Origin of the sequence: Streptococcus sp. 45 (assembly GCF_900108865.1) — a bacterium.
GTDB lineage: Bacteria > Bacillota > Bacilli > Lactobacillales > Streptococcaceae > Streptococcus > Streptococcus ruminicola.
The window spans coordinates 416,329-437,557 of record NZ_FNXZ01000002.1 but is presented as its reverse complement, the minus strand read 5'-3'; the positions used below and the strand labels follow the sequence as shown (position 1 = coordinate 437,557).

Annotated in this window: 20 protein-coding genes and 1 pseudogene; 4 read left to right on the top strand and 17 right to left on the bottom strand. The window is 38.3% G+C overall.

Annotation, left to right across the window (positions count from 1 at the left end; all coding sequences use genetic code 11):
• Positions 1-33: 33 nt before the first annotated feature.
• The 15 genes from BMX18_RS05905 to BMX18_RS05835 form a co-directional block, all read right to left on the bottom strand.
• Positions 34-4,383 carry a glycoside hydrolase family 70 protein gene (locus tag BMX18_RS05905; protein WP_093815589.1) on the bottom strand — a complete coding sequence of 1,450 codons (4,350 nt, stop codon included), beginning with the start codon at positions 4,381-4,383 and terminating at the stop codon, positions 34-36.
• Between the two features lie 53 nt (positions 4,384-4,436).
• Positions 4,437-5,333, bottom strand: coding sequence for an Rgg/GadR/MutR family transcriptional regulator (locus BMX18_RS05900; RefSeq protein WP_074563613.1), 897 nt, complete (start codon positions 5,331-5,333; stop codon positions 4,437-4,439).
• A gap of 219 nt (positions 5,334-5,552) precedes the next feature.
• Complete coding sequence (locus BMX18_RS05895; protein WP_093815587.1) at positions 5,553-6,224, bottom strand: methyltransferase family protein; 672 nt, start codon at positions 6,222-6,224, stop codon at positions 5,553-5,555.
• Positions 6,225-6,243: 19 nt separating this feature from the next.
• Positions 6,244-7,065, bottom strand: a complete 822-nt coding sequence (locus BMX18_RS05890; protein WP_180366629.1) for a CPBP family glutamic-type intramembrane protease — start codon at positions 7,063-7,065, stop codon at positions 6,244-6,246.
• An 81-nt stretch (positions 7,066-7,146) separates the two neighbouring features.
• Complete coding sequence (locus tag BMX18_RS09470) at positions 7,147-7,887, bottom strand: alpha/beta fold hydrolase (protein WP_257609268.1); 741 nt, start codon at positions 7,885-7,887, stop codon at positions 7,147-7,149.
• A 27-nt stretch (positions 7,888-7,914) separates the two neighbouring features.
• Entirely contained in the window at positions 7,915-8,682 is a 768-nt protein-coding gene (locus BMX18_RS05880) for a CPBP family intramembrane glutamic endopeptidase (protein ID WP_093815583.1), read from the bottom strand.
• Between the two features lie 147 nt (positions 8,683-8,829).
• Entirely contained in the window at positions 8,830-9,567 is a 738-nt protein-coding gene (locus BMX18_RS05875) for a LiaF domain-containing protein (protein ID WP_257609267.1), read from the bottom strand.
• Positions 9,564-10,025 carry a LytTR family DNA-binding domain-containing protein gene (locus BMX18_RS05870; RefSeq protein ID WP_074563605.1) on the bottom strand — a complete coding sequence of 154 codons (462 nt, stop codon included), beginning with the start codon at positions 10,023-10,025 and terminating at the stop codon, positions 9,564-9,566. Before BMX18_RS05870 ends, BMX18_RS05875 begins: the two co-directional genes overlap by 4 nt.
• Positions 10,026-10,152: 127 nt before the next feature.
• Positions 10,153-10,638: an NUDIX hydrolase gene (locus tag BMX18_RS05865; protein ID WP_074868730.1), complete on the bottom strand. Its 486-nt coding sequence runs from the start codon at positions 10,636-10,638 to the stop codon at positions 10,153-10,155.
• A gap of 384 nt (positions 10,639-11,022) precedes the next feature.
• Positions 11,023-12,585 (bottom strand): glutamine-hydrolyzing GMP synthase, encoded by a 1,563-nt coding sequence (gene guaA, locus BMX18_RS05860; RefSeq protein ID WP_074482188.1) that lies wholly within the window; start codon positions 12,583-12,585, stop codon positions 11,023-11,025.
• 131 nt (positions 12,586-12,716) lie between these two features.
• Positions 12,717-13,181, bottom strand: a complete 465-nt coding sequence (locus tag BMX18_RS05855) for a GNAT family N-acetyltransferase (RefSeq protein ID WP_074563592.1) — start codon at positions 13,179-13,181, stop codon at positions 12,717-12,719.
• Positions 13,182-13,196: 15 nt separating this feature from the next.
• Positions 13,197-13,847 carry an HD domain-containing protein gene (locus tag BMX18_RS05850; RefSeq protein WP_074563591.1) on the bottom strand — a complete coding sequence of 217 codons (651 nt, stop codon included), beginning with the start codon at positions 13,845-13,847 and terminating at the stop codon, positions 13,197-13,199.
• Between the two features lie 75 nt (positions 13,848-13,922).
• Positions 13,923-14,222: a rhodanese-like domain-containing protein gene (locus tag BMX18_RS05845; RefSeq protein WP_074563590.1), complete on the bottom strand. Its 300-nt coding sequence runs from the start codon at positions 14,220-14,222 to the stop codon at positions 13,923-13,925.
• Positions 14,215-15,870, bottom strand: a complete 1,656-nt coding sequence (locus BMX18_RS05840) for an FAD-dependent oxidoreductase (RefSeq protein ID WP_093815581.1) — start codon at positions 15,868-15,870, stop codon at positions 14,215-14,217. The genes BMX18_RS05845 and BMX18_RS05840 overlap by 8 nt, the downstream gene beginning before the upstream one ends.
• Positions 15,867-16,166, bottom strand: coding sequence for a rhodanese-like domain-containing protein (locus tag BMX18_RS05835; RefSeq protein ID WP_074563587.1), 300 nt, complete (start codon positions 16,164-16,166; stop codon positions 15,867-15,869). The genes BMX18_RS05840 and BMX18_RS05835 overlap by 4 nt, the downstream gene beginning before the upstream one ends.
• A gap of 169 nt (positions 16,167-16,335) precedes the next feature.
• Between BMX18_RS05835 and BMX18_RS05830 the strand changes: the two genes are divergently transcribed.
• Together BMX18_RS05830 and BMX18_RS05825 are read left to right on the top strand one after the other, a co-directional pair.
• Positions 16,336-16,596, top strand: a complete 261-nt coding sequence (locus BMX18_RS05830; protein WP_074563585.1) for a metal-sensitive transcriptional regulator — start codon at positions 16,336-16,338, stop codon at positions 16,594-16,596.
• 131 nt (positions 16,597-16,727) lie between these two features.
• Positions 16,728-17,510 (top strand): protein-ADP-ribose hydrolase, encoded by a 783-nt coding sequence (locus BMX18_RS05825; protein ID WP_074563584.1) that lies wholly within the window; start codon positions 16,728-16,730, stop codon positions 17,508-17,510.
• Positions 17,511-17,555: 45 nt separating this feature from the next.
• Here the strand turns inward: BMX18_RS05825 and BMX18_RS05820 are convergent, their stop codons facing one another.
• Complete coding sequence (locus BMX18_RS05820; protein ID WP_093815579.1) at positions 17,556-18,920, bottom strand: MATE family efflux transporter; 1,365 nt, start codon at positions 18,918-18,920, stop codon at positions 17,556-17,558.
• Between the two features lie 244 nt (positions 18,921-19,164).
• On the opposite strand from BMX18_RS05820, the pseudogene BMX18_RS05815 reads away from it, so the two are divergent.
• Positions 19,165-19,470, top strand: a pseudogene (locus tag BMX18_RS05815) (DUF898 family protein).
• A gap of 191 nt (positions 19,471-19,661) precedes the next feature.
• Positions 19,662-20,171, top strand: a complete 510-nt coding sequence (locus tag BMX18_RS05810; protein WP_257609266.1) for a hypothetical protein — start codon at positions 19,662-19,664, stop codon at positions 20,169-20,171.
• Positions 20,172-20,216: 45 nt separating this feature from the next.
• On the opposite strand, the gene BMX18_RS05805 is transcribed toward BMX18_RS05810, so the two are convergent.
• Positions 20,217-21,206: a lipoate--protein ligase gene (locus BMX18_RS05805; RefSeq protein WP_093815575.1), complete on the bottom strand. Its 990-nt coding sequence runs from the start codon at positions 21,204-21,206 to the stop codon at positions 20,217-20,219.
• Positions 21,207-21,229: the final 23 nt, after the last annotated feature.

Genomic DNA, 21,229 nt, shown 5'->3' with positions numbered 1-21,229 from the left:
GTATTAAAATACTAACACGCTTTTGATGACTGATTAAGCTTCTACAAGAGCTACATCTTCATCTTCCAAGTCACCAGTTTTTGCATCGTAATAGTGTTGGTGACCTTCAGCGTCTGTAGCAAATCCGCCTTTAGTTTGAACACCATTTTCATCGAAATGCAATTCTTGACCGTTGATTTCTTGGTCACCAGTTACGACTTGACCATTTTCGTCAAAGTAATACCAGTTGTCACCATCAGCGATAAATTTATTTGTGGCAAGGTCACCTGAATCTGGATCGTAAAAGTGACGGTTTCCTTCTGCATCTGTTACGAAGATACCTTTAGCTTGAAGACCATCTTCAGCAAAGTAAAGTTTTTGACCACGGATAACTTGTGAACCTGTTGCCAAGTTACCATTTTCGTCAGCGAAATACCAGTGGTTGTCACCTGTTGTGAAGAAATCACCAACAAATTTTTCACCAGATTTAGCATCGTAGTAACTACGTGTACCATCTTCATTTGTTACGAAGATACCTTTGGCTTGGACACCATTTTCATCGAAGTACAATTGTTGACCGTTAATTGTTTGAGCACCTTTAACAGCTACACCGTCTTCGTTGAAGTAATACCATCCGCCATTGATAAGAGCGAATTCAGAAGCAACCATGGCACCTGAGTCACCCTTGAAGTAACGAAGTTGACCATCTTTGTCTTTAACAAGTTGACCTTTAACTTGGTTACCATTTTCATCGTAGTATTGGTAATCTTCACCGATTTTAACAAGACCACGCGCCATAACACCGTCTTTACCGAAGTAACGCCAGTTTGTTACAGTCTTAGCAACGCCATCAACTGTTTCAGTTGTGTTGAAGGCATAGTAATGACCACCTTCGTAACGGCTACCTGTTTTACCGAAGTAGTATTGGTTTCCTTCTGCATCTTCGTAGATAGCATCACGAAGTTCAATACCATTTGGCAAGAAGTAATAAGTTTGACCGTCGATTTCACGCATACCAGTTACCATGTGACCATTTTCGTCAAAGTAGTAACGATTTCCGTTGTAAAGAACAAATGAAGATTTAGCTTGGTAACCACTTGTTGAGTAGTAAGTCATACCTTTACCATCATAGTAGAATCCAGTTTGTGCTGAATCTGATGTCATTTGTTTTGGAAGGAATGCGCCGTTTTCATTAACGGTGAAGTAAGTACCTGTTGCTTGGTCGTTAAGAACGTAATCTGAACCTTTACCAAGGATGTTTGTACCGTTGAAGTATTCAGCTTTCCAAACTTTAATCTTAGTTGATGGGTCAATTTTCTTACCGTTAGAAATCATGACACGTTCAAAGATTGATGGGTATTTTTCTTGAAGGTATTCTAAGAATTCACCACCGTATTGAGCTTGGTAATCTTTACCACTACTTTTAGTGTTTGCGGCATATGGTTTGTTCTTAATTTGAGCACCTTCGCGTTCTTCACCGTAGTCGTTAACACGTGTTGCAGTAACGATTTCTTCACCTGGAAGAGCGTAAATTTGGTCTGGAACCCAGTCAGCGATTACTTGGATACCTTTAGAGTGAAGAGCTTTGATAGCATTTCTAAGGTCTTCTGCTGAACCGTATTTATTGTTTTTGCTCATTGCCAAGTCATAACGGTCGCTGAAGGCATAACCATTTTGGATGATTGAGTCAAGGAATGTACCGTCAGTTGATGACACGTATTGTGGTGCCAATTCAAATGATGTGATACCCCATGAAGCAAAGAGATCAGCATTTTCAGCAATGACTTTGTTAGTGTATTGTGATGGGTCTTTAACAAAGTCTTGGAAGTTTGAGAATCCTTCAAAGATAACTTGTGAATCAAGAGCTGCTGAAGTTTCGTAAGTTAATTTACCTGCTTCTTTTGCTTCTGTGCTTGCTTTGGCACGGATATCTTGGTCAGCAGCTGCACCAACTGGTACCCAAACAGTAAGGAAACCATTCATATCAACAGTTTGGAAACCTTTGATTTCATCACCTGTGAAGTAGATAAATCCGTTTTCGTCTACAAGTTTAGTGATGTCTGTATCAGAATCGTTAAGGTAAGCTTGCAAACCATTTTCAGTTGGTGAAAGCAATGGACGGTAGTATTGACCAGCGTGAGCAATACCAACTTGTACAGCAATTCTATCTGAGCTGTTCAATTTAAGGTTTGGATTGTTAGAAATGATTGTCACAATACCTGAAGTTGGAACTGATTCATCTGTTGCTTTTTGATCAGCAGTCATGATGCCTTTACCAAAACGAACAGATGTCAAAACGCCACCGTTAGCACCTTCTGGGTATTGAACGTTCATTGCTTGCCCACCAGCTGCGTATTTGATACGTGATTTAAGAAGAGCTACGATTTGATCATAGTATGGAGATTTCACTGCCATGTATTGACCGTTATCAGTGAACAAATCACCGTAGTAAACACGTGGAACAGATTCCATATTTGTCAAAAGAAGAGCGTATGCTGCTGGGATATTGAAGTGAGTGTATTTTTTGTGAACACTGTTCATATCAGCGTTATAGATTTCAAAGGCTTTTTGCAATTCATCAAGTGTGAATGTGAAACCATCTGTTTTAGGATTGATTTGACCAGCGATGATTGATGCAATGATACCTTGAACTTCACTATCGTGTGCACGAACGAAAGCATATGATGGCATTGTATCACCATAAGCGCTGTCTACAGTACGGTCAGTCATACCAAGGCTATTATGAATCAATGATTCCAAGTTTGAACGGCTACCTTCTGGACGTGTCAAAACATCAAGGAAAGCCATACGAAGACCATTATCGATAGCAAGTGCAGCACCGTTTGTATCGTGGTTATAATCAGGGTCATTAAAGCTCCAAGCTTCTAGGATAGAAATGTGAGCAAGTGCTTGTGCTTCTGTTTTATTAACGCCGTAAGCTGCTTCAAATAAGTCAGTGTAAAGTTGAAGAAGGTCAGCATCCACGTTATCTACGGCATCGACACGAACACCATCAAAGTTAGCGTCAGCATCACCAAAGACCACTTTACCCCAGTTCATAAGGTAGTAAAGTTGGTTCAATTGTTCTGCTTGAACAACTGGGTTTGAGTTATCAACATCGTTTGCAAGCAAGAAGTCATAACCACCTGTACGGTCAGCTTTGTGGTAGTTTGTTTGACCATTTTGGTAAGTAGGTGCGCGGTTAAGAAGACGGTAGTCTGAATTAGCCCATTCAGTCAAATCGCTGTTAACGTAAAGAAGGGCACCACCTTGCAAGTGGTCAGTGTCACGATCTTCTGAGTTCATGTTCCATTTGTCTTGAGTTGATACAAATGAAGCAATGATATCACGCAACCAAGCTACGTCACCACGACGTTTGATTTCTTGTTCAATTTTAATTTGAATAGCTTCTGCTGCAACGTTTAATGTTGATTGTTTATCAGTTGCTGAATATTTTTTATCCATGCCAAAGTATTCAGACATGTGGTTAAGGTAGTTCACTTGTGTGTCAACATCAGGCCACCATGCCATTACCAATGGACGGAAAGTTTCTTCAGTTGAATCTACCCATTTTTCACCATTATCTAAAACTTTAGTAGGGCGATACCAAGAATTAGCTGTTAAATAACCATCAACCAATTCAAAGCTTTTTTCTGTTGAATCGTAAGCTTGGTTATTTTTTGAGAAGTTATCGACAAGGTCTGTCAATCCTTCTGTAAATGAGTAAGTTGATGTTGATGACAAAGCACCTGTTTCAGCATCAAAGTAAAGCAATTGACCATTTACTGTGATGGCAAAGTTTTTCTTAACTGTACCATCTTCTTGGATGTAGTAGTATTTTCCATCAATTTTTTTGATGTTATCCAAGCTCAATTGGTCAACAGCAGCTTTTTCGGCGTCTGAATCAGCAGCTTTGTTTGTTTTGTCATCACGTACTTCTTCATCAGTAGCTTTGTGTGATTCTTCTGATGGGTTAGTTTCAGAAGTTTCACTTGTTTCTGTTGAAGTAGCTTCTGAAGGTTTAGTTGTTTCTTCAGATGATGCTTTTGTTTCTTCAGATGCTTCAGTTGCTGAAGTTTCAGTAGTCTTGTCATCAGCTTTAGCAGATGTAGCATCTGTAGTTTTTTGTGAGTCTTCCGCAACTACTGTTTCTTCTGTTGATGAAGCTTCAGTTGTTGTTTCTTGACTTTGTTCTGTAGCAGTGCTTGTTTGTGTTTGACTACTACTTGACGCTGGGGTGTCACTTCCTCTTGTAACGGCAACAACGTTTGTTTCGTCGGCAGATACTTCATGTGTTGAGCAAGCAACTCCAACACCAACTCCAACGAGTGCCATACTTGTAACAGCAATGGTTACCCATTGTTTTTTAACTTTGTGTAGCTTATAGCGAATCTTGTTTTCCATAAATCCTCCTAAATAAATTCCATAAAAAGACTACACGAATAGTTTACTCGAAATTACAAATGGGTTAATTCTTTTTGCATATGTGATGTTTCTTGTTTTAAATCAGAAATTCTGTCCAACATTTGCTGTGCAATGCTGTGGCATTCTAGAAACATCATGATTTCTGCGCATTTTTCCATCGTTTGAAGGCCAGATAGATTACCTGTTTTAAGTAGGTAATAACCTCGACAATACTTGACCGCATTGCGAATGAACAAATCGGTTTCATCTTTTTTCAAATTATCAGCATAGTTAAGCAATTTGAAAGCTAATGAAAAACGACTTCTTTCAATACAAACGTTAATCACGTTAAACAACATTTGATTGACCAAGCGACGATTCTCAGGAATTTCTTGATAAAACTGCGTGCGGTTAATCATTTCACAAGCGAAAGTTTCAACCAAGTTACTTGTCATCAATGAGGCACTGTAAGTGAAAAGCCAGAGCTCATAACGCCCCCATTCTTCAACTGAAAACAGGTAATCTACCAAGAATTGAACATCCTTTTTTGCGACCTTTTCTTTCTTGTCACACTGCTGCAAAACAGCTTTGACAATGATTGTATTGAGTTTGTAAAATTTTTGGTGTGGTGATGAAGCTTCAAGTTGCTGACATTTGACTAGATAGTGTTTTAGGGTTAGTGTATTTTTTTCAATGTAAGCCTTAGCCACTTCATCTTGAAAAAGCAGTGTTTGATTTTGTAAGTAATTCCTACAAACACACTGAAATTCTGCAATAGAGACATTCATATTCTCCAAACACTGATAAAGCGTATCAGCGTTAATATTACTAACACCACGTTCAAAACGTGATAACTGCGCGATGGAAATAACCTCCCCAGCTATTTCCTTTTGCGATAAACCTTTTGATTCTCTCAAAAGCTTAAAGCATTTTCCCAAATTATTTTCCATGATGTATCCCTTTCCATAAAAAATAGAACATTATCTATATTACTCCATTTTTAGGTTTATGAAAAGACATTTTTGTATGTTTTCAAGAAAATTTCAGAAAAGTTACAATTATCATTCGATTTTTGCATCATTGCAAAACATTACTTTGATAATTGAAATTATTTTTAGTGAAAAGGTAGTCAATAAATAAAAAAGCCATTTCAAAAAATGAAATGACTTTCACCAAATATAAGGAATTAAGCGATAACGAACTTTTTTCTGATAAACTTCATAACCTTGCAAGTCACGTACCAGAACCGCTTCTTCATTACGGATACGTTTTACGATAAGAGGCAAGTAAGCAAGTAATATGAGAAATGATACAAGGCTCCCGAGAACAAGTCCCATCGCTAAGAATAAAAGTAAAGTTGCAGCATACATGGGGTGGCGAACAATGCTATACAATCCTGTATCAATCACTTTTTGCCCTTCTTGAACCTCAATCGTTCGAGCTAGATAGGCATTTTCACGCAAAACTTCTGCATATAAACCATAAGCTAGTAAGAATATCACAGCTGCAACATAACTGATATTAGGTGATAAGCGCAGCCAATGGAAACGAAAGCTAAAACCAGCTGTCAAAAAAGCTGTGATAAACATCAGCGCGCTAAACTTAATGACCTGCTGCTGCTCTTTTTCACTTTCTTTGGCATTAAGACGCTTTTTAAGCAATTCTGGACTAAAAATTATCATGACAAGCCCTGCGATAAACATGGGAATAAACAGAATCGCTAACAAAAGCCAAGCATTCCAATAATGTATAGTCCCCGCTGGAAGAAATAACAAAAGAGCGATAAGCAAAAAGCCAAGTAAAAATTTGCTGATAGCTTGCATAAAAAGTTTCTTACTCATTTATCTCACCCCATTCAAATCAAATAGGCAACCCAAATAAACAAAAGCGAATAAAATCAACGGTACCGTGGGCAATCATAGCCGATACAATATCTCGTTTTCTCTGCAAAAAAGCAAAAATCAGTCCAAAAATAAGGATATATAAAACCACTGAAATCAGCCATTCCAGCAATCCAGATAGAAAACCATTGTTAAAACACTCCACCGTATGCGGTAATATATGCGGAACAGTCATCATGGCATAAGTTGTCAATTCCTGACCTTTCGTATTCAGCTTCTCGCCACTTATCATGGTTAAACAAAAAGCGTAAAAAACAGTTCGATATGCAACTTCTTCAATAATAGCTGGGCTTAAAGAAAGTAAAAAAGCTTTAAAAATACTAGAAGGCTGAAGGTCATTACTTCCCAACATCAGTATACAATTAATAGCACCCCAAATGAGTCCACATAGTATTCCAATACTAACACTTATTGCAATACTTTTTCTTGAATGTCCTTTAAACCATTTTAGTGCTCCTTCTGGTTTTTGAGCAAAAACACCCATCACAGCACAAGCCGATAAAAAGACAAGGACAATATTAAATATCGACAAAGGTGTTAGATGAATCAGTTCTGACAAAGTATACAAGCCACAAAGCCCGCCAGAAATAATCAAGTGCTTAGGCTGCAAGTAACGATAGTATTTCCAAAGGATAAAACTAGAAATCACAAGCGCATAAAATTCTAAAAGAAGCCAAACAAGCTGTTTTTGATTAAGTATTAGACTACCTAGCCAAAAAAACAGCAAATATATCAAAAATGATAGCCACACTCTATTTAATTTCATATTTTCTTTTTTCATAATTCTCTTCATCGTGATTATTAATTATAGTTATCATATCATATTTAAAAATCTTTTACCCAAATTGAGTAAAAGATTTTTTTATTTTATAAATGCTTCTAATTCTGTCACATAAGCTGCCGTATTACCAGCAAAATAACCACAATGTGGGTAGCCCTTTCGGATAATCACATCAACTTCTGGAAGATATTTTTTAAAAGCTTTTTTTGAAACGCCGAGATCAAAATCTTTCTCGCCATATTCTAAATGAAGTTTGCTTTGTTGTTCTGCTGCTAACAGCTGTAAATTATAATGACAACATGCGTGACAAATAACATCGATATCCTGACTAGTAATTCTATCAAAATTTTTCGTCATCAACTCAGCCAAATCATTACCATACATTCTAATAAGAGATTGTGATGCTGCTGCGCCAGATTTTTTTAGTGCTCTTTTCTTTTGTCTGAAAAGAAGGCGCGTGACATTTTCCAACAACCAAGCATTTTTCTTCAAAGCAACTCCATCAAACCAAGCGTGTTCAATTTTGAAACGTTGGTCATTAAATAATCGCCATCCAATAGCTACACCCAGTGAGGCGCCATAAACCAGTTTAATATCAAAATACCCTTTTTCTTCCAAATAAGATTTCAATTGCCGATATTCATCATCAGCACTCAAATACTGTCCCGCTTTACCATGACCACCTTGATCAGGTACAATAATGCAATAATCACCTTTCAAATATGGTTTCATCAAATGATATAAATTCTCACCAGATATCATCATCGGTGCTAAGAGGATTACCTTAGGATGTTCAGGATTACCAAATTCATGGATATACATGTATCATTCACTTCTTTCACTAACTTTTTAATCTTTATTTTTCAAGAGCAATAAGCCATAAACGCCTAACAAAACATAGGCAACAAGCGACGTTACCAAGGCAATTTGTGGATACTGATCACTTGTTGAAAAACAAAAAGGAATACCACAAAGATCGATAACAAAGTGCAAGACGATTGGTACCCAAAGGTTACGCGTCTTAACATAGACACTACCAAGATAAACACCAAGAGCCATTGCCCAGACAGTTTTACAAATAACTGTTCCAAGTGGTTGTCCAAGTGCCCCAAAGACATGACCAAAACCAAATAGGAAAGAAGTTATCAAAATAGCATACAAGACCGCATTCTGACTATTTTCAAAACAATCTTCTAAAAGATTTTGCAGCAATCCTCTCAAATACACTTCTTCTACAACAGCCACACCAATATAATAAATAATTCCTTCAACTAAAACACGCCAAAAAGTCGGTTGATTGTCAAATGGTGCTAAGCTGATGCAAAAAGTAATTGCAACAGCTAGCGTCGCAATCACAGCTGGTAAGCCAAATCTTTGTAAACCTGAAAAAAGACCTGATTTTTGTAAACCGAACTTCAATGATTTAATCCAAAATTTTTGGCACAACCAGCAAATAAGCAAGGCTAGAATAAAATTTAGCATCAATGTAAAATACATTGGTTTAATATCTTTGAAAGTTACTTGACCTAAAAAAGCTGCAGGTAGGGTTGAGAGCTCCATAAAAGCCATTAGCAAAGTTAAAATCAGCACTTTCAGTCTTGGTAGCTTATGTATCATCGTTATCTCCTAATTCTAAGTGTCGCTGCCACAACTATTTTCATTAAATTTTCAAAACATTTTTATTATACGTTACCTAAAAATGCATTTCAAGACAAAACTAAAAAAGCCTCAAAGAAATTCTTCAAGGCTCTGTGCTTAGCAAGTCTACTCAAAATAAATATCCGTAGTTCCTAGACCATTGTCAACGTTAAGGGTCAAGAGCGGTTGGTTAGTATCTGTAGATGATGTGCCGTGTGCATTAATACTTCCAAGACCATTGTCAGCATTAAGGCGTACTCTAAATTCTTTTGGCACATAGACTTGCAGCTTACCTAAGCCATTATCGATATCAATCGTAGCGCCTGCTTCATCTAGACTTGTCCCGTTAAGATAAACCGTCAAACTACCAAGAGCATTCTCAATTTTACCATGCCTTAACTCATTAACAGACATATATGCTGTTCGTTCGCCTAAACTATTATCAACCGCAAAAGTCCCTTCGCTATCAGAATATTCTTTAGAACTAAATCCATTGCTTTGTCGGTGTTCGTATTTAGTTGATGCGACGTTTACTCTTGGTGTGTGACCAAAAATCATTGATAAGCCAATCCCTACGAGAACTGACACCAAGATAATAGTAACAGGTGAAACCATGCTAATTCCAAGCAAATCAGAGAATAAACAAGCAATAATACCAAGTGGCACTGTAACTCCCAAAAAACTGCGTTTGCCAAAACCATTTACAATGATAAAGTAGATTAAAATCGCAATTAAAACTACTTTCAGCATCATTTTTACAGGCGGAAATGCTGTCAGAATACCCATTTTATTAAGCATTAGCATGGCAGCAAATAAAATTAATAAAAGTCCTGTGATAATGGAATTGATTCTATGTCTTTTCATCTTTTTAACCTCTTTTCGTTCATAATATCAATAAGTGCCTTAATGTAATTTCTTGATGCGTAAGCTTTTTTGCTGGAATGGCTAAAGGCAATCTCACTAGCTCCCGTGATATTTTTCTTAATGCCAGAAATCCTTAGCGTATTCACAATCGTTGAGCGCGAAACTCTGACAAAGTCCCTTGGAAGAAGCTCTTCCAACTCGTATAATTTTCGCCTCGTTTTGAAAATATCTGTTGACGTGTGAATCAGAATGTAGTTACCATCAGATTCCATGAAAATAATGGACTTAAGCTCCAAAAAATGCTCAACATCATCTTGAAAAGCTGATAGACGAAGACTGCCAGAAGATTGACTGACCAAAGTCTTTTGCAGCTCCAAGATATCATCTGTCAACTCTTTACAATGAATGGTAATGTAATCTTGCTCCAAAGAATCATCGACATCAATGGTGATTTTCACTCCTCCAACCCTCCTTTTGATTATAGTAAAACACACTTGCTATTAATTAGCAATAGTTTGGGACAAGAGGTTAATTTTTGGTGATAAAAGGTAACTGAAAGCAAAGGAAAAAGCTAACCAGATTTGGTTAGCTCAATTCTTCGATAAAGTTCTGTATTCTCTGCGTGGCTAGTTCTTCTCGAGACATTTGACGCAATTCTTCAGCTGTCACCCATTTATACGCTGATGTTTCACCTTCTTGCAAAACAATACTAGCCTTGTCTACATCAGTAATGCACTGATAATTGACATAATAGGTCTGATGTCTCTGGTGCAACACTCGCCCCACCTCAACAAAATCACCTGTCACGATTCCTGTCTCTTCACGCAGTTCGCGTTTGGCACACTCTAAAGGACTTTCACCTTGCAAAGCTGAACCACCAGCAGTCGCTTCCCACATACCACCAAGATTTTTTCTTGGATCTCTCTGAGTTAGCAAATAAGTCCCATCTTGATGCCTCACGATAACTTCACTCACCAAATGATAAACACCCTTTGGAATCTTTTTCCCACGAACCAAAACTTGACCACCGATAACATTCAAATGCGCATCATAAGCATCCCAAAGTTCCATTTCAAACCTCCTTTATTCCAGACAAATACTGTTAATAAGCTTTGATATTATACCACTTGACTTGATAAATTCAACTAAAAAACCACCTAGAAGATTTTCTTCTAAGTGGTTATATTATTCACCTCTCAGCAACCTCATCACATCGTCGCTTTCGCTCCTTGTTCTGAGACAGCTATCACAGGGGTATATCAGTTCTGATGGTACTTCTTGTGTCGAACATAAAAACCACTTAGACTAGCTTGTTCTAAGTGGCTATATCGTTTAAACTCCCAGCAGTTCGTGGCTAACTAATCGCTGCGTCGTTTTCACTCCTTGCTCTTAGGCCACTATTGCAGGGGTAATGCATCAGCTCTCTTGTACTAACGTACTGCGAATCGCTGTGCATTACTCCCACTCAACTGTTGCTGGTGGTTTACTTGTAATATCGTAGACGATGCGGTTAACGTGGTCAACTTCATTTACTATACGAACAGAGATTTTTTGAAGAACATCCCATGGGATACGTGCAAAGTCTGCTGTCATACCGTCAATTGATGTGATTGCACGGATTGCGATTGTGTAATCGTAAGTACGTCCATCACCCATAACACCAACTGAGCGAACACCTGTGTTAACTGTGAAGTATTGCCAGATATCACGGTCAAGACCAGCTTTAGCAATTTCTTCACGAAGGATAGCATCAGATTCACGAACTGTTTCAAGACGTTCTGCTGTGATTTCACCCATTACACGGATAGCAAGTCCTGGTCCTGGGAATGGTTGGCGCCAAACGATTTCGTCAGGCATACCAAGAGCTGTACCAAGCGCACGAACTTCGTCTTTGAAAAGTGTGTTAAGTGGTTCAATCAATTCAAATTGCATGTCTTCTGGAAGACCACCAACGTTGTGGTGTGATTTGATTGTTTGTGCTGTATCTGTACCAGATTCGATAACGTCTGTGTAAAGAGTACCTTGTGCTAGGAAGTCAACACCTTTAAGTTTGCTTGCTTCGTCGTCAAATACACTGACAAATTCATTACCGATGATTTTACGTTTTTTCTCTGGGTCATCAACGCCAGCAAGAAGGTCTAAGAAACGTTTTGAAGCATCAACACGGATGATGTTCAAACCGAATTTACCACCAAGCATGTTCATAACTTGGTCACCTTCTCCTTTACGAAGAAGACCGTGGTCAACGAAAATACATGTCAATTGGTCACCGATAGCACGTTGAAGAAGGACACCTACAACTGATGAGTCAACACCACCTGAAAGTCCCAAAAGAACTTTACGGTCTCCAACTTTTTGACGGATTTCATTGATTTGCAAATCGATGAAGTTATCCATTGACCAATCGCCTTTAGCACCACAGATTCGGAAAGCAAAGTTACGTAAAATATCGTTACCATATACTGAGTGACGAACTTCTGGGTGGAATTGGATACCGAAGATTTTCTTCTCAGTATTTTCAATTGCTGCGTAAGGGCAATCAGCAGAGTCCCCAACTAAGTGGAAGCCTGCAGGAATTTCAGTAACAGCATCGCCGTGGCTCATCAAAACAGTTTGTTCATCTGGTGTTTCAGCAAAAAGTTCTGATTTAGCTTTTAGACGAAGTGTTGATTGACCGTATTCGCTGTGACCAGTTTGTCCAGCTGGAACAACTTTACCACCAAGTTTGTCAGTCAACAATTGCATACCATAACAGATACCAAGAATTGGAATACCCAATTCAAAAATTTCCTCATCAATGCCAAAAGCATTATCAGCATAAACTGAGTTTGGACCACCTGAAAGTACGATACCAATTGGGTTAATTGCGCGAACTTCGTCTGCTGTGATTTTGTGGCTTCGTAGTTCAGAGAAGACACCAAATTCACGGATACGACGAGCAATCAATTGGTTGTACTGGCTACCATAGTCAAGAACAATGATTTTTTGAACATCGTTCAAAGTAGATTTGTCAGTCATTATTACCCTTTCTATTAAAGTCAGCTATTCTAGCTAACTGTGTTCTCCTTAATTGTAGCATAATTTCCCATATTTGGCAGTAGATTTTCGGTATCTCATTAAAATTAGCAATTTAACAACTATTCTCATAATTATATAATCTGTTCCATGCGTATTTCTTGCGGTGTCATGCCTTGGCGTTCATAGAAACGAACTGCTGATTTATTAGCACTCCAGACATTCAACGTTAAGTTGTAACAACCAATCTCTTTGGCATACTGCAAGGCAAACTGATATAACTGCTCACCGATTTTTTGCCCACGCGCAGCTTCATCCACACACAAATCATCAATAAAAAGTGTCTTTTGCGGCACTTTTGGCGCTGACGAATGCTCGATAATGGTAAACATATGTCCAAGAACTTGTCCCTTTTCGTCTTCATAGACAAAAATCGGACGATTATCATCTGCAATCAGCTCAGCTAATTGGGCTTGCGTGTATTTAACACCTTTTTCTTGGAACAAATCAGGTCTAACCTTATGATGAACCAAAAGAACTTGTTCTAGTAAATCAATCAGTTTTGAAATATCACTTTCTTTTGCTCGTCTAATCGTCATATCAGTCTCTCCTTCTTACAACTTGCCATCCCATTCTGCGTAGAATTCTTTTAAGAATTCTTCCAAAACAGCGTGGCGGTGCTCAGCCATTTTTCTAGCGTGGCTTGTGTTCATCAAGTCTTTAAGTTTAAGCAGTTTCTCGTAAAAATGCATGATTGCTGTGTCCTTGCCATTACGATACTCCTCAGCAGTCAAATGTTCACGAGCAGTCATGTTGGGGTCATGAATCGGACGGCCTTTACTTCCTGAATAAGCCATACAACGCGTTATCCCAATCGCACCAATAGCATCTAATCGGTCTGCATCCTGTACAACTTTTCCTTCTAAAGTTGCTGGAACACTGCTACCATCTCCTTTAAAAGACATGGTATTGATGATTTGAATAACGTGTTCAACGTCTGCTTGAGAAAGTTGCTGCTCAACGAGCCAAGCTTTTAAATTAGCTAGAGCTTGCTTAGGATCATCATTTAACTTTTCATCAGCCATATCATGCACCAAAGCTGTCAACTGACAGATAAAGCTATCTGCTCCTTCTTTTTCGGCTAATTCACGCGCTGTATTTCTTACACGAACCGCATGCCACCAGTCATGACCACTAGCTTCTGCGTGTAATTTATCATAAACAAGCTTTTCAGCCCTTTGTAAAATATCATTTTTATCAGTCATAAAATGATTATATCATAAAAGCAGGACAAATTTGCCCTGCTAAAAAATAGGAAGATGTTTAAAGAAAATGTTCTATTAGTATTCTAATGCTCCTGGCCACGCTGATGTGCCGCCATCAACATTTACCACTTTATAGCCTTGGTCATCTAGAAAAAAGCAGGCTTGTTCTGAACGGGCACCACTTTGGCAAATGATATGATATGTTTTATCTTTATCAAGTGCTTGGTAGCCAGATACAAATTCACTCAAAGGAAGGTTAACTGCTGTTGGAACGTGTCCCATGGCAAACTCCATTCGCTCACGGACATCGATAATGTTTAATGGCTGTTCCTTTAAAGCCTCTTGTAGTTGACTAGCTGAAATGTATTTAATCACGTTTAATCTCCTCTGGTTTTACAGTACTATAAAGGTGGTATGCCCCATCAAGGTTCTTCACTTTAAAGCCATGTTGTTTCAAGATACGTTCGCCAATGTAAGAACGAAGACCGCTGTGACAGCTAATAATGTATTCCTTGTTAGGGTCTAACTCAGACAAACGGTCACGCAAACTATCTAGTGGTATGTTAATACCATTTGCAATATAACCTCTAGCAACTTCTGCTTCAGTACGGACATCAAGAAAGACCTTACCTTTGGCTAATTCGTCAGCTAATTCATACCATTGGATAGATTCACTAACGCCTTCAATGATATTAAGTGCAGCATATCCTGCCATATTAACCGGATCTTTTGCTGCTCCAAATGGTGGCGCATAAGTAAATTCTAATTCTGGAAGATCTGCCACAGTCAAGCCTGCTTTAATGGCTGTCGCTAAAACATCGATACGTTTATCAACACCTTTTTGACCAACTGCTTGAGCTCCATAAATAACACCAGTTTTCTTATTAAAAATTAGTTTTAGGACAACATCTGTCGCACCAGGATAGTAACCAGCATGATCTTTGTTATTTGTGTGAACAACAGCAACATCATCAAAGTTTTGACGAGCAATACGTTCGCTAAGTCCTGTTGAAGCAGCTGCTAAATCAAAGACACGAACAATAGCTGTTCCGATGCTACCTTTATTTTGGCGAGCAATCCCAGCAATATTATCAGCTACTTGACGACCTTGACGGTTTGCTGGACTGGCAAGAGAAATAAGCGCATCTTGACCAGTGATTTCTTGTTTGACAATAATGGCATCACCCACTGCGTAAATATCTGGGTTACTTGTTTGGTAGTTTTGGTTAACCAAAATACCGCCACGAAGGCCGAGCTCAAGACCAGCTTCTTTAGCGAGACTTGATTCAGGTTGAACCCCAACAGACATAATAGTAATATCTGAAGTCAACTCACTACCGTCTTCCAAAATAATCACTTTTCCATTTTCTTTGAAAGCTTTGGCAGATTGATTAGTGTAAACTGTGATACCGTTTCGAGCCAATTCGTTTTTCACAAAGGCTGCCATTTCTTCATCGAGTGGTGGCAAAACATGCGGAGCTTTTTCAACGATAGTCACGTTCAAACCTTTTTTAGCCAAGCTTTCTGCCATTTCAAGCCCGATAAATCCAGCACCGATGACTGTTGCATTTCCTGATTGTACATCAGATAAAGCTGCCATGATTTTATCCAAATCTGGAATATTGCGAAGCACAAAAACATTGTCTGCACTGTCTAGACCTTCCATTTCTGGGACAAATGGTTTGGCACCTGGTGACAAGATTAGTTTGTCATATGATTCTGTGTAAACTTTGTCTTCATGTCGAACTGTGATTTCTTTTTTGTCTGCATCAACTGATAAGACCTCTGATTCTGGACGGACATCAATGTTAAAACGCGCCTTCAATCGCTCAGGTGTCTGAACTAGCAAGTTATCACGCTCTGCAATTTCCCCAGAAACATGGAAAGGTAGCCCACAGTTAGCAAATGACACGTATGGTCCTTTATCAAAAACAATAATTTCAGCGTCTTCCATCAAGCGGCGAAGACGTGTCGCAGCTGACATACCCCCAGCGACACCTCCAACAATAATAATCTTAGTCATTTCTTTCCTCCAATGATTTTTCCTTGCCAAGCCATCATGCCACCTTTTACCGAAAACGCATCATAGCCTTTTTGACTCAAAAGTTTAGCTGCACGCTTACTACGTGTGCCAGAGTGACAAATCAAGTAAATCGTACTACCTTTTTTACCCTCATAGGTATGAATTCTATCAAGCGGGAAAAGTCGTGCTCCCTTAATATGCCCCCCAGCGTATTCTTGAGCTGTTCGCACATCTAGTAAGACCGTAGACTTGTCCTGCATAACAGCTTCTAGTTCACTTGTCGTAATTGTTCTCACTGACTGAGAAAATAGTTTTTTAAGAAAAATAAGCTTTTTTCTCCTTTCTATCGAATACCCCTATAGGTATGATAAAATAATATCATAGCTACTTTTATCCTGTCAACGAAAAGGTCTTAGGTTTGACAAATATACCTACCACCGGTATAATAAAATCAAAGGAGGCCTCATGAAAACAGATAAAAAAGATATTATCAACCGTTTAAAACGTGCCGAAGGCCAACTTCGGGGCATTCAAAAAATGATTGACGAAGACCAAGAATGTATTGATATCGTGACACAACTAACTGCTGTTCGCTCAAGTATCAATCGTACCATTGGTATTGTCATTGGCAATAAAATCAATCAAGTCATCGAAGAGCCCGTAGCAGATCCTAAACAGCAAGAAGATAACCTTGCTAAAGCTATTGATTTGATTATTAAAAAGTAGAGATTGACTGAAAAGGCAATCTCTACTTTTTTAATTTCAACTTTCAAACTTCTTTTTCTTGATGCGAATTCCTTAAAAAGGTGATATACTAGCATTTGAGAAAGCGATTTTAAAATTAGTAAGGAGTCCATATGACTAAGAAAGAAATGGTAAGCTTCCTATTAGATTACCTTATTATGGAGAATCCGCAATTTAAAGCCATCGATGTTCCAGATGACTTACCTGGACAAGAAACTCTCTTGCGTGCTCTTCTTAATGTCAGACCGCCAATGGCTGTCTCAACGCGTTTTTTAATCATGCAAAATGATTACCTTCAATTAAAAAAAGCTGAACGGGTGGTCGTTTTTTTAAATCATTTACAGCCACTTGCGACAGACGACCGCTTGTATGTCTGGAAAGGTGATATTTCACGACTTCAAGTCGATGCTATCGTCAATACGGCTAATCGCCAAATGCTAGGTTGCTTCCAACCGCTTCACGAATGCACTGACAATACCATTCATACTTATGCCGGTGTTCAACTGCGTCTAGAATGCTATAATCTTATGAAAGACCAAGGGCACGACGAACCAGAAGGTAGTGCAAAAATCACTCCTGGTTACAACCTTCCAGCAAAATTCATTCTTCACACCGTTGGTCCTGCCATCAACGAGCACTTAACAGAGTCTGATGCTGATTTGCTTGCACAAAGTTATCTTTCTTGCTTGACCTTAGCTGAAAAAAATCAGTTAGAGTCTGTAGCACTAGCGTCGCTAGCAACAAATCATGACAAACACTTTATCAACGAAGATGCTGCTAGAATCGCTGTAAACACTGTTAAAGCATTTCTAGATCAAAGTCAGTATGTCAAAAAAATCATTTTCAATGTTGACCAAGACGATGAAGCAGCTATTTATCACGAATTGTTGCATTAAACAACTCAAAAGGAACTGGATAATCCAGTTCCTTTTTTAGTTTTATCATACTAATTTGTAATTTTTCCAAGTGCCTTTGCGGTAGCGGATTTCATAAATGATACCTTTAACAATCCAATCTAAGAACATAGCTACCCAAGTTCCAAGCATTCCCATACCAAAATCGACCGATAAAAAGTAGGCGCATACCACGCGAACTAAAAGCATTGAGGCGATTCCGATAACCATTGGAAAATTAGCATCTCCAGCACTACGAAAGACAACCGGCAAAACATAACCTGAATTCCAGAAAATACTTACTAAAATCCCATGAGCAAGTACAATAATCCAAACATAATGTGTCGCTTGGTCTGACAAATCATAAATCATCATCAAAAAAGGCATTAAAGCAACGACAACTACTGAAAATAAAGCATTTGCAGCATGAATGATGCGACTAACTTTTCGCTTGTAAAACTCAGCCTGCTCATAGTCACCAGCACCGACACATTTTGAAATGATAACAGCTAAACCAAGTACAATTGAAATTCCTGGCAAACCTTGAAACATGATGATGGTTCCACCAACTGAATTAGCCGCAATCGCTGCTGTCCCAAACAAAGAAACAACAGATAAGACAATCAAGCGTCCAAGGAAAAACATGCCATTTTCAAAACCAAATGGTAGTCCAATACCAAGAACTTTTTTAATCATTTGCCAGTCGACTTTTTCTTTTAAGAAGTTTCCTAAGGTCAAATCTGACTTGATATGATGCGCAAACCACAGAATTAACAGCATGGCACCAACACGAGAAAGAAGAATTGGAACAGCTACTCCTTCAACACCCCAACCACAACCATAAATCAAGCTAACACCCATGATAATGTTTAAGCCATTCATCACCAGCATGATATTCATTGGCAGACGAGATTTATTTAAGGTTCTGAAAATGGCTGCGCCTGAGTTATAAAGAGCGATAAACGGTGTTGAGAGTGCAACGATATTAAAATAACGATCAGCTTGCGCGTGAACTTCAGGCGTGATTGATCCAAACAAATGACTCAAAATAAAAGGTTTAATCACAAAAATCAAAAGCGTAATCGCTAAGCTAAAGTACAAAGTGAACTTCACCAACTGGTTGACCGCTTTATTGGCATTTTTACTATCACGGTCACCGAGATATTGCCCAGCAACAATCCCTCCACCAGTCGCAAAAGCCGCAAAAATACTGATAAAGAGTGCCATCAAGAATTCAACCAAGGATACACCTGACACCGCTGCTTCACCAACCCTTGAAACCATGATGGAAGCAATTAACCCAACCAAAAATTCCAAACCCTGCTCGATAATTAATGGAATAAATAATTTAGCTAAATCACGATTACTAAAAAAGTAATCCTCTTTCATAGCCCTATCCGAAAAACTGTCCATTCTTTCCTCCTATTCTGATAACTACTAATAATATTACACCTTGGAGTCTACTCAAAGTCAAGAACTTTTTTAATTTTTCTGGAATTTCTCATCATTAATTTCCAGCTTGTAGCATCCAGCTCAAAGGCGCAAATGTAATTTTCACTATTTTTTCAATCTATATTGCATAGCTATTTTCAATATGTTAAACTAATATCGTTTTGCTAACATTAAAATGTTTAGAATTTCATATATAGGAGTTTTTATGAAGCAAGAAAGTTATTTTGATAGTGGTTTGCTAAGTTATGTTGGCCACCGTATCATCGCTAGTCTGATTACTATTTGTACCCTACATTTGTGCGCCTTGGGGGATTTGTATCATGATTAATTGGAAAGTCAAACACACTGTCATCGACGGTCACCGTTTGTACTTTGACGCACAGCCATGCAACTCTTTGGAAACTGGATCAAATGGCTACTTCTTACAATTATCACAGTTGGTATCTACTCATTCTGGCTTAACATCAAGTTGGAACAATGGATTACCAAACACACACATCATTTAAATTAATAAAGAATACACGTGCAAAAACTGAACCACGTAAAAAGCTGATAGGAGTTATGAAATATATGTTAGAGTTTTTCTTAGTAATTTGCTTTGTTTTCTTCTTTGTGGCTTTAGTACTATTTATCCTAAGCTTCTTTAAAAAATTTAAAACCTTAAGATGGCCAAGTGCCTTAGGAATGCTTGCAACTTTTATAATGTTTTTAGCTTTAGCCGGACAATACCCATCAACGGATTCTACAACTGATAATAGTTCTTCAAGCAGTCAATCAGTTAGCTCAAGCAATGACGATGATGACGACTACGATTATGATGACGATGATGATTACAGTTACAGTTCATCAAGTTACTCATACAGTTCTAGTTCTGAATTCAATCCTGCAGAATACGAAGTTCCTGATTTCAACACATGGAATCACGACCAATTAGAATATGGAAAAAAAGTACAAATCACTGGTAAAGTACTTCAAACTTTAAAAGACGGATCTTACTATAATTTCCGTTTAGCAATGGATGAAGATTATGATAAAGTTGTTCTCATTGAGCTATCTTCATATGAATATAGTGATGTCATTGCAGAAGATGATAACGTTACTTTCTACGGTACTGCAGAAGGTTTAACATCTTACGAAAGTACTTGGGGTAAAGAAGTTACCCTACCATCAATGGATGGAACTAAATATACAGTTAATAGTTACGGGAACTAATTTTAAAAGCACCTTACGTTACAACGTAAAGTGCTTTTTCTTTCCTCACTCCACGATTGCTCCCGCAATTTCTTGTGGGGTGATGTTGGTGAAGTATGGTGTGGTATCGATTGTTTGGAGTTTGTCTAAGATGTCCTGGTATTCGTAGCGAAGACCAATGAGTTCTTCTTCAATATCTGAAACATCTTTGATGCCAAAAAAATCACCGTAAATTTTAAGACCTGTTATCACAGATTTTTCGACTTTCACATAACTTGTCAGCTTACCTGCTGGGTAGCGGACTGAACGTTTGATGGTGTAATCTGGCGATTTGCCAAAATTCCAATCCCAAGTTGCAAATTGGTTATCGGCTAGATTTTGAATATTTTCTAAATCAGCTTCAGAAAGAACATACTCCGTCATGTCAGGGTATTGTTCTTTTATTTTGTTAAGTAATTGTTCTGAAAATGCTTCAACAGTCATTTTTTCTGGCAACTCATCCAAAATATTGGTCACACGCGCACGCACTGATTTAACACCTTTTGATTCAATTTTATCCTTTGAAACTTGAAGGGCATTGCTAAGCACTGTCATATCAACATCAAAAAGCAAGCAACCATGATGCATCATGTGACCTTTGTAATAAGCTTGTGCATTCCCACAAAACTTTTTACCATCGATTTCAAGGTCATTTCTTCCAGTGAAGGTCGCTGTCACACCAAGATCAGCAAGGGTTTCAATGACAGGTTGTGAGAAGGTCTTAAAATCAAAGGCACCTTCTTGGGTTTTATTAGAAATAATGGTGTAATTCAGATTATTAAGGTCGTGATAAACAGCTCCGCCACCTGACAAACGGCGAACGACATGAATCCCGTGTTCATCAGTGTAAGCCTTGTTAATCTCTTCAATTGCATTCTGGTGTTTTCCAATCACAATGGTCGGCTCATTTATCCAGAGAATAAAAAGCTCATCTTCGTCTCGCAATTCACGAAAAGCGTAAGCTTCCAAGGCAATATTGTAAAAGGGATTGTGGGACTTGTTAACGATGTATTTCATCTGAAAGCTCCTTCATTTTTCAT